This window comes from Cyanobacteriota bacterium, assembly GCA_025054735.1.
Lineage (GTDB): Bacteria > Cyanobacteriota > Cyanobacteriia > SKYG9 > SKYG9 > SKYG9.
On record JANWZG010000048.1, the window covers coordinates 1 to 10391 of the forward strand.

9 protein-coding genes and 1 pseudogene are annotated in these 10391 nt (G+C 49.6%); 4 read left to right on the forward strand and 6 right to left on the reverse strand.

The window, feature by feature from the left end; all coding sequences use genetic code 11:
• The 4 genes from NZ772_03935 to NZ772_03950 all read left to right on the forward strand — a co-directional run.
• Positions 1–778 (forward strand): GHMP kinase (locus tag NZ772_03935; GenBank protein ID MCS6812709.1); only part of this gene is annotated, 778 nt, incomplete at its 5' end.
• Between the two features lie 359 nt (positions 779–1137).
• Positions 1138–2682 (forward strand): PfkB family carbohydrate kinase, encoded by a 1545-nt coding sequence (locus tag NZ772_03940; protein MCS6812710.1) that lies wholly within the window; start codon positions 1138–1140, stop codon positions 2680–2682.
• A 2-nt stretch (positions 2683–2684) separates the two neighbouring features.
• On the forward strand, positions 2685–3299 hold the full coding sequence (locus NZ772_03945; protein MCS6812711.1) for an HAD family hydrolase: 615 nt from the start codon (positions 2685–2687) through the stop codon (positions 3297–3299).
• The gene (locus tag NZ772_03950; protein ID MCS6812712.1) at positions 3271–4128 is read left to right on the forward strand and encodes a class I SAM-dependent methyltransferase; all 858 of its coding nucleotides are present in this window, start codon (positions 3271–3273) and stop codon (positions 4126–4128) included. The genes NZ772_03945 and NZ772_03950 overlap by 29 nt, the downstream gene beginning before the upstream one ends.
• 408 nt (positions 4129–4536) lie before the next feature.
• Here the strand turns inward: NZ772_03950 and NZ772_03955 are convergent.
• From NZ772_03955 to rpsN, 6 genes and pseudogenes are all read right to left on the reverse strand, one after another.
• Positions 4537–5112: pseudogene (locus NZ772_03955) on the reverse strand (Uma2 family endonuclease).
• Positions 5113–5461: 349 nt separating this feature from the next.
• Positions 5462–6190, reverse strand: coding sequence for a hypothetical protein (locus tag NZ772_03960; GenBank protein MCS6812713.1), 729 nt, complete (start codon positions 6188–6190; stop codon positions 5462–5464).
• A gap of 208 nt (positions 6191–6398) precedes the next feature.
• A complete protein-coding gene (locus NZ772_03965) occupies positions 6399–7097 on the reverse strand; it encodes a Uma2 family endonuclease (GenBank protein MCS6812714.1) in 699 nt (232 codons plus the stop codon).
• A gap of 94 nt (positions 7098–7191) precedes the next feature.
• On the reverse strand, positions 7192–8631 hold the full coding sequence (locus NZ772_03970; protein MCS6812715.1) for a hypothetical protein: 1440 nt from the start codon (positions 8629–8631) through the stop codon (positions 7192–7194).
• 390 nt (positions 8632–9021) lie between these two features.
• Entirely contained in the window at positions 9022–9771 is a 750-nt protein-coding gene (locus NZ772_03975) for a COP23 domain-containing protein (GenBank protein MCS6812716.1), read from the reverse strand.
• 173 nt (positions 9772–9944) lie between these two features.
• Positions 9945–10247: a 30S ribosomal protein S14 gene (rpsN, locus tag NZ772_03980; protein ID MCS6812717.1), complete on the reverse strand. Its 303-nt coding sequence runs from the start codon at positions 10245–10247 to the stop codon at positions 9945–9947.
• Between the last annotated feature and the right edge of the window lie 144 nt (positions 10248–10391).

Sequence of the window (10391 nt, forward strand, 5' to 3'; positions counted from 1 at the left end):
GGAAATTGAACACAACGTATATCGTGAGTGTTTGAAATTTTGTGGGCTAGAAAAGGACTTAGAATTACATCATGTTGCTGACCTGCCAGCGTTTACTGGCTTGGGATCATCATCTGCCTTCACCGTCTCACTCCTCCATGCCCTACACAGCTTTAAGGGTGAATTTGTACGTCCACTGCAACTGGCCTATGAGGCTATCTATGTAGAGCGTCATTTGCTCCACGATCGAGTGGGTTGTCAAGACCAAGTAATGGCCGCCATGGGTGGCTTCAACCTTGTTGAGTTTCGCACCGAAGAGGACATCGAGGTAATACGCCTGCCCATTTCTCCCCAACGCTTGCACGAATTTGAGCAGCACCTATTCATTGTGTTTACTGGCATTCGCCGACGAGCTACCGATGTTGTCGCTAAGCAATTGCAACGGGTTCAGGACAATGTGCATACCCTGAAGCAGATGCGCCGCATGGTCGATGCTGGTTGGGATATTTTGACGAGTCACGATCGTCCCCTAACAGCCTTTGGTGAATTGCTTCATCAGGCATGGATAGCTAAACGTAGTCTAGATGACAGCATTTCTAATCCTGAAATTGACAGGCTCTATGCCTTAGGTTTAGAAGCTGGCGCGTTAGGAGGAAAGCTGTTAGGTGCAGGTGCTGGCGGCTTTATTCTATTCTTTGCCCCGCCAGAACGACATCCCAAGCTAGAACAGGCATTTCATGGATTGCAGCGACTTTTAGTGAGCACCCAAGCACCCGGCTCTCAGATAATCTTTTCTTAACAAAACGGTATAGTTGGATATACTGTGAAAGCAATTGTCCTTGAGGTGTAGCTGTTGAAACATGGCAAAAGTGGCACTATTTTGTTCCGCGTGGAAGCAAGCTAGGCTGATATGAGGGCAGTATGTATAGGATAAATGTACTTCATCAATTCCGACATCAACGCTGGAATAAGCGGTATGGCAAACCTCATTTGTATCGTCTTAGTTGAGCAATGGTGAAGTTAAGTGGTGGGAACGAAACTGTAGCGTTATAGTCCAATCATGTTGATTACAGCACTGCAATGCTAAGCGTTGAAGTCAACTGAAGTCAACAATGAATTTTGAGGTAATGGTGTGATTAGTAGTGAATTTTAGGGAACATGTTGATCAAAAACTCTGAAAAATATTTAGATTACGATACCTGCTCTACAGTTATTGCTGAGTTGAAACAGAGCGGTAAAACAGTAATTCTCTGCCATGGTGTCTTTGACTTGCTGCATCCAGGACATATTGCCCACCTACAAGAAGCCAAAGCATTGGGTGACATTCTAGTAGTCTCGATTACCGCAGCCCCCTATGTCAATCGCGGCCCAGGCCGTCCAATCTTCTCTGATGAAATGCGGCTTTATTCTTTGTCATCTCTCGGCTGTGTGGACTATGTGCTGTGTTCACCGGTAGCTACTGCTATTGAAGTTATCGATCGCATCCAACCCCATATCTACTGCAAAGGGCACGAGTATGCCGATGCTAGGAATGATGTCACCCAGAATATCGATCGAGAAACAGAGCGCGTGCGATCCTACGGTGGAGATGTGCGCTATGTAGGCGAAATCGTATTTAGCTCTACTCGCCTAATTAATAACCACCTCGATGTGCTACCACCTCAAGTCAAAAGCTATGCCAGTGCGCTGAGTAAGCAATATTCCTTCGAGCAAATCCGCGACTATATTGATGCCATGCAACAGCTCAAGGTCTTGGTCTTGGGGGATGTGATTATCGACGAGTTTGTTTACTGCGCGGTGCAAGGACTAACCTCTAAGGGACGGGTAATTTCTACCCGCTTTTTGAAGGATGAGCAACATTTAGGAGGTTCCTTGGCGATCGCCCGCCACCTTGCCAGCTTTGTGGATTCCGTCACCGTTGCAGGTATCGTTGGCAACGAGCCGGATGTCCATACTCTGATTCTCAACAATACCAGCGGACGTATTCGTCTTGATCTGCACTACGAGCAGGGGTACCCCACGATTCGCAAGCGCCGCTACATTGAGCGTCAGGGAATGCGAGAGCAATATACTAAGCTGTTTTCCATCAACTACCTAGAAGAAGAGGTCAATCCTGCTCAACGAGAGCGTCTCCTCAATCGCTTAGAGGATACTATTCAGGCCTATGACCTAGTTATTGTTGCTGACTATGGCCATGGCTTAATGGATCCAACCCTGATGGAATTGGTACAAACCCAAGCTAATTTCTTAGCCTTAAACTGTCAGACCAATAGTGCGAATCATGGCTACAACTTGATCACCAAGTACAAGCGGGCAGATTCTTTCTGTGTGGATGAGGCAGAGCTACGCTTAGCCTTTGCTAGTCGCCATGGAGATCATTCCCACTTGCTGCATCGCCTCCATGATCACCTGGGTGCAGATCAGGGTTGGCTGACGTTGGGATCATCGGGTTCCTTGGCTGTGAACCGCAAGGGAGAGGAGGAACTGACACCAGCAATGACGTTAGATGTCAAGGATACAATCGGTGCAGGAGATGCCTTCTTTGCCCTTGCTAGCCTGAGCGCTAAACTGGAGCTACCGCTGGCGATCGGTTCGTTGCTAGGCAATCTAGCCGGGGCGATCGCTGCTAATGTGCTGGGGAATGCTGAACCTGTGGAAAAAGCCCGCCTGTTAAAGTTCCTGACCACGGTCTTGAAATTTTAGCTATGACACCCACTCCTCAGGTGTTTCCCCAGGCCGTGCTGTGCGATCGGGATGGCACCCTAATTCGAGAAGAACATTTTCTAGACGACCCAGACCGTGTGTCTTGGATTCCTGGTGCCCTGAACCTGTTGCAAACCCTGAACCAACAGGGCAGTAAAGTGCTAATTGTCAGCAATCAGTCTGGGGTGGCACGGGGCTATTTTGGCATTGAGACGGTCGAAGCCATTCATGACCGCTTACGTCAGGATGTTCACCGATCAGGGGCAGCTATTGATGGAATCTATTACTGTCCTCACCATCCGGAGGGCACTATTCAGGAATACAGCCTCCAGTGTAATTGTCGTAAACCTAGACCAGGACTATTTCTCCGGGCAATTCAAGACCATAACCTGCAACCAGACCAGTGTTGGGTGGTAGGCGATCGACTGCGCGATTTGGAACCAGGCATAGCCCTAGGGATGAAGGCATTTTTGGTGCTCACAGGTTATGGACACCAAGACCACCAACTCTTAGCTCAAAAGCCCTATGCTCACCAAGTCACCGTCATTCCCTCTATTGCTGATCTCTGTGCCTTACTGCCTCCGCCCTATGCTGAAATCCCTCATTGCCTTGGTTAAACAGTGGCTGTTTCCTACCTTGGGGATCTCGCTCCGGCGCTATGACGGTGTAGAATCCTCCAGTGCCGATATTGGACGACGCTATTGTGATCCTCCCCATGTGCGCCCTCACTTTGCCCTCAAGCCCCTAGCCAACACCAGCTACAGCAATAGCATCACCCTGTTTACCGTTACTACTGACCAAGGCACCTTAGAGCAAGTCGTCTACTATGGCCACCTAGCTTTGGTTACCCTGTGCAAACATTTCACCTTTCACACTGTGCTGGATATTGGCTCTTGCGAACAAAACGCCAGTCGCATCTTTCGCCATTTGGGTAAACACACCACCACCGTAGAAATTCTTCCTGGCTATGAAGCCGACTACCACGCCGACTACCTCTCCGTTACCCTACCCCAGCCCATGGATGCCATTTGGTGTAGCCATGTACTAGAGCACCAACGCAACCCCGGCCTGTTTCTGGATAAAGTCTATGACGACCTCAAGGAAGGTGGTATTCTAGCCCTTACCGTACCCTACCAAGTAGATAGCTCCCTTTGCCTTGGGCACTGTAACCTCTTTAGCCCATTGCTGTTGCTCTATCACTTGATATGCGCTGGATTTGACTGTCGCCAAGCGTCTCTGCGGGTTTACAACGGCCAAATCAGTGTGCTACTGAAAAAGGTGCCCAATACCCTGAAGCGACGAGCTAGCTTTGCCTACATGCCCTCTCCAGCAAACCAATATGTCGATACGATCGACTATGCTCCAGAGCTATTGACCTACTTCCCTGTTGCCATTTCTGGCACTATCCATCGGCAACCTATCCAAGCCATCAACTGGCCAAAGTAACTACTGAGTCTCTAGCTGGTGACAGTTTCGCTAACCTGTCTGGAGGTTACTACGGTGCTTATCTGTTGCTCTCCGCTTGAGTGTCGATGAATTGGAGCAACACTATTGCCAGTCAAATGAGCGGGTCTCGCGTTGTATCAGATAGCAATTCGGTAACTTCACCACAGGCAGCCTCGGCTCGAGTTAGAAACTCTTGATTAGACCATCCTATGACCACAGACATAACGACGGGAATGATCCCAGTAGCAATAATCACCCCGCCAACATGCCCAGGATAAACTTACTCGGCATTGGAAACAACTGGCCATAGTTTCAGAATAGCTGGATAGTAACACGCAACCTAAATTGAATTGCGGTTCATAGCCCTCATGAAAACAGGAGTAGGTATACTTCTAACCAACCTCATCCCTAGCCACCAGCCATGCCAAACACGGTGCTGAGGGAGGTGCTGAAGCCTGGGAGCAGGGGAGAGGTGAGGGTATCAGTCTCTAGCAGGGTAGCGACTAAGTGGAGTTGGGCATCGTGGCGGCAATAAATTTCCAGCGTTTTCACTTGCCAGTTGACAATCCAATATTCCTGCACGCCATAGCGGGAATAGAGTTTGCACTTCAATTCTTTGTCGCGCTGTTCGTTTTGTTCTCCTGGTGAAAGAACTTCGATCACCAGTTCTGGAGCTACGGTCAGGTGTCCAGCGGCATCCACACCAACCGCGAGGCGTTACCTACTAATCCACACCACATCAGGAATCACGGCATCTATATCAGAAAACACGATACCTGGTGTCTCAAATGCGCTACCCAGACCAGTTTCCTCTGACCATACCTCCAAACGCACATGGAGCTTGCTGCTTACGCTCTGGTGGCAGATGTGGGGGGCGCAGGTCACGTGTAGTTCTCCATCAATGATTTCATAGCGTTTCCAGCCACCATCGTCAGGCATCATATCTAGGTCACGAGTGATCCACTGTAGAATGTTAGGAGTCATGGCATGAAGTGACTAGAATTCCGTGAATAAAATGTCTGCTGTCCAGCTACGGGAGCTTCTGTATTCGGCTGCGTGTTGAACCTTATCGCTACTAGACCTTAGTTCATCACGGCTCCCCTATCATACATTGATGCTCAAGTGTTGATGCTCAAGTGACTGGCCAAAACTATGGAAAAGCAAATCTGAAGTGAGGGTTTTGTAGGAGTTTATGAACTGGCCCTACTTCATCATGTGGACATTATCGAAGCTGCAAACATAGAGTTTGAGCTTTCGTCTCTGCAAGTACTGCATGTCCTAGCTTTGCGAGTGCTAGGTGTCCTAGCTAATCAGTTTGTTGCTATAGGGTGTATTACCTGAGGGTGAAATCAGACGTAAGGGTTAAATCATACTGGTCGTTCTGGCTGATCACTACGGCTTGGGGGGCTGTGACGTTGCCAATTACCACTCCAGCAACAGCACCACCCACTACTTCCCCGACATCAATTCGTCCCTTAAGAACTTGGCTAACTACAGCACCCCCTACGGCACCAATAACTGCATCACCTGCGATCGCGCCAGCAGATGTTTCTCGTGGATCCTTAACATCATGGATGGTGCCTGATTTAGCCGCAAAGACGTAGGGTTTACCATTGACAACGATTTGCTGAGCAATAAACTGTCCACCTCCCTGTACGGGCACCACCTCACCCCGAATTTCGCTCCCTGCGGGTACCACAACCTGTCCATTGCGCTTGGTGATAGCACTAACTAAGTTGAGAGACAGTGCCCGACGCTCACCAGTGCTAAGTATTTGTGGATCTTTGCCCTGATAACTAGCTTTCACTACCTGCCCCGCGGTCAACACGGTTTGGTCAATTGACAACTGACACCCCTGGGGGCCGCAACCTGGTGGCGGTGGTGCCTGGTTAGCCTGTCCTGGCTGTCGTCGAAATAGCTGAGCAACGGTCATTTCGCTAGTCCTAGCTTGAGGCTCTGGCACCGATGCCAGAGTAACTGACTGACCCATCAACAGCAATCCAGCCACTAGGCCACTGGCTACAGAGGGCACTAACAAAGACGGAGAGGGATGGTAACGCATAGGGACATTCTAGAGTATGGGGTGTGATGAGTGATTGTAATGACGTAGACTGGCCATTAACCCCTTAGGTTCCATTTAGGTTCCATAGTAGTGGGTTCAGCTAATGTGAGATTGATAGAAGTGGACTCGCACAGGATACTGGGGTGAGTGGAACTGTAAGTGCTAATTCGATATGCGCTAATACCATCGGGTAATATCAGCTTGACGATCAATCTGAGGATTTCTGCGATCGCCCCGCCAACTCCTGCACAAACGCCTGATGGGCTGGGTCAGCTATCCCCGCTTGCAGCACATTCAGCACCTGCATCATCCTGCCCGCCAGCAAAGCATCCACCGCCAACCACAAGCCTGGAAACGCGGTGCTGCGGATAACGCCATCCCCATCGGGTTCTACTAGGACAAACGCCTCTGACTGCAACCGGAACCAACTGAAGCGGTTTTCAAAGGTCTGCCACACCAGATATTCCTGCACCCCATTGCGACGATAGGCATTCTTCTTGGCCCCTAGGTCAATGGCTGCGCTGCTGGTAGCGATTTCTGCCACCAGTTCCGGTGCCCCTTCAAGGTAGCCATCCTCACTAATGCGTGAGGTGCCGCCAGTTTCAATGCGCAACAGGGCATCGGGTTGGGGTTCGTTGTCCATATCCAGTCGGATGGTGACATTGTCTGAACCACTGATACCAGGTGTGGCTGTGCAATATACCCCTAACCAGGTAATTAAGCTGAAATGCGGATTTCCATGAAAGACTCGCACTGGAGATGCCACGTAAACCACTCCTTCAATCAGTTCGGCCTTGAATTTTTCGGGAGTTGCCTGGTAACGGCGCTCAAACTCTGCCCGAGTCAGGCGATCGCCACTCTCTAAAGGGGGAACAAGGCGTGGTTGTGGCGGTTGTTGCAAGACCATAATCAATCCCTAGGATAGTGAACCATGGCGACATTATGCCTGCAATTCTATCGTCAAGAATAAACCCAGAGGCTGCGATGTCTTGAACTGCTGGTCATAGTGAGAGCCGATGTCGGATGAATTTCCATAACGCCAGCCCCAACGATTCAACCCACGTTAGCACAATATCCAGCCATTCCAAGATTTGTTCTAACGGATGTTTCACATAGCCAGTAGACTCGGCTTCTATGTCAATGTAATCAGGTGTAGAACCGTCAACTGCACAGGCGGAGTCCTTTGGCACTGTCTGAGAGTTCATGCTGGGAGTGGATGCTGAGATAGGAGCAATTGTACCCGCATCCGTTGTTATCTCAGTGACTGCCTCAGTTGTCCAAGGGTCTTCAACCAGTGCATGTATCGAAGTACGTGTGATTTGACTGCGACTAGTATCATCGGCAGATACCTGATGGGGTGATGCTGCTAAAACTGGGGTTAGCAATTTGCCCTTCGTAATCGCTGCTTGAGTTGGATTCTCTGGCACTCCAAATACGTCAGCCATGGTTAGCCACGGTTCTGTAGGCATGGCCTCTTGTGGTAAGGCATGATTTGGGTTACACCAAGCATCGGGATCAATCAGGGCTACCCCAGACAGAGAGGATGTTGTTGCAACCGGAGATGGGTAAATTCTGGGTGTGTGGACAAAATCTGCCTCCTGAAACAAGTTAATGGCGATCGCCACGGGACTTTGTTGGATCCATGCCATGATGCGGTGAAACCGCCGAACAAACTGCCATGCTTGAGGTCGGTCAGGAGGAGGAGGAAGTCGCCGTTGGTCTGGAGAGAAGAGAGAAAATTTTTGCTGCAATTGGGCAACCCGTTGCACTGTGCGATCGTAATCAATAACTTCCCAAATCAACCGTTGATATAGACGCTGTTGTTGCTCTGCTGTCAGCACATCCCATATTTGGTTGGCATCATCTACCAAAACTAGTTTGCGGTGATCTAGCAGGGTTGCAATACCTCGGACAGTGGGTAGGGAGTTGAGCACTGAGGCTACCTGCTCAAGAGTTGAAACTGGCTCAGAAGCAGGTTGTACGGCAACACCAGAACTCTTAGACACCGCCAAGTTCGATTGATCAGTCCTCTTAAGTGTGGCGATCGGCTGTGATGAGGTGGCCGGGGATGGTTGCTCTTGTCCAGCCTGTTGGATAATCTGTTGTTGAATAGGCTGTGGCGGCACAATCTGATGGACAAACTGATGGACAAAATCTAGGGTGCGCTGAATAGCTTGATCACTAGGGGGTAGGGCTTGTAAGCTAGGGTCACGCTGTGCTTGAAATCGCAAAACGGTTCGTTGAACTGATTGCCGTAACTGCTTGCTGACTAGCCGCCCACTTTGAAATAGCAAGTAGATGGGATAAAGGGCTACTTGGGTTCCCCAGAGTGCTGCTGTTTTTAAAGAACGTACCGCTATGGCTAAGCGATCAGCCAGTTGCCGCGATCGCGAACGAACGGTGGTGAGTATCCAGCTTTGGTAGCGCCCGGATGAGGACATAGTTCGTTAGATGGTAGGACGATTGGCCATGCAAGCACTTTATCATGCCAGTGCTCTATCACAGGCGTATCCAACAAGTGGGGAAGACAGCTTAGTAGTCTAGAGTGATCCATGCACTAGTAAGAACTTAAACCCTGGCTACGGGCCTTAATAGCACCATGGAGCGCTAAACTATCACGGATAGAGGCGATGACAGGAATTGCCCAACTCCACGCACCAACTGATCTGCTACTACCCCACTGTCACATAATACGTGCACATAGTACGTGCACATAATACGTGTTGGATTTAAGGTAGCAGGTATCTTGTAGTTCACCAGTATATTCACTAGCTAAAAGCCTAATGCTTACAACCCATGCCATGTTTGTAGGCATGGGAAGTGAGGTTGTATCAGATAGGGTTGGTGCTAGAGGTAGTAGCGGTGCCCCTAGGGGATGTTGAAGATTGGGGAATAACAGGTATTGCTCCTGTGCCAAAGGAGCGTTGCGCTTCTTGCCGAAAATTGCCGATAGATGGAGGCAGAATACCTGGAGTAATGCTATAGCTACTCAGTGCTCGCTCCACTTCAGCACCGAAGGCGATCGGCTCAGGTCGAGATGCAGTGCCACCACGAGTCAAAGGAGCGCCTTGGCCCTGAATGCTAAAAGTGAGAATCTGCTGTAAAATTTGCCCTTCTCTACCACGATCGTCTTGGCGGAGGGTAATTAACAGATTATCTGAACTACAAAACTCCTCTGGGCTGCTGACATAGCAAATGACAGGGAAGCCATTCAACGGCCCGTAGGTCAAACGTAGATTAGATAGCCTGCCGCCATTCTGAGCAACAGCTCGGGTCAGGCGCTCACTCACAATTTGACAACGCCGCTCTGGGGTGAACTGAGGGCCAAAGGAAGTATCGCGCCACGTAATCATAGGAGGAGTAGTACGATCGCCGCGCCTTGCCACTGTAGCAAACGAGCCATCTGCCTTTGTGCAGTAGAACGTTGTAGATAGTTGTACCCGGTTAGCTGGTAATTGCTGAGCTAAGCTAGACGCTGTGAACCCAACCAATCCACCAAGGCCACAGCCCAAAACCGCTAAACCCACCAGCCCCCCATACTGAACTCCAGAGCACTGCAACTTGGACAAATGGCTGCGCATAGTACTGACCTCCTAGTCAAGCCAAGGAAAACAATCCACCAGACCTAATACAAGTCAAGCCTTGCACGACCCTGAAATGTCAAGGTAAATTTAGTAAACGTTACTTAGTAACATTACCTAGTTGATTCAACGCTGAGTGCCAGTAGATGGGCTGCTAGGAGTAAAAATAACCATTACCAGCTTGACTTGACAATACCCGGTAGCAAGCCCTGGTGTGCCATTTCTCGAATCACGTGACGAGAGAGGCCAAAATCACGATAGTAGCCCCTAGGGCGGCCAGTTACCCAGCAGCGGTTGCGAAGACGAACCCGAGCACTGTTGCGAGGAAGTTGCTGAAGCTGGCGGTGCAGATCAAGCTTTTCTTGCTGAGAGGTGGCCTTATTGAATTGTTCCTTCAAGGCTTGTCGCTTCTCTGCATATTTAGCCACAAGACGCTCTCGCCGCTTTTCCCGCTCAATCATTCCCTTCTTTGCCATAGCTCTCCTACGAAGTCAATTGTTTTTCAGCACAATCGATAATTGTACTAGATGCAGCAGTGATAGGCAATTGCTGTAGGTCAAGATTACGCTGGAAAATCTCATCAATAGCAACCATATCACCATCGGTGGTCATAAATTTGT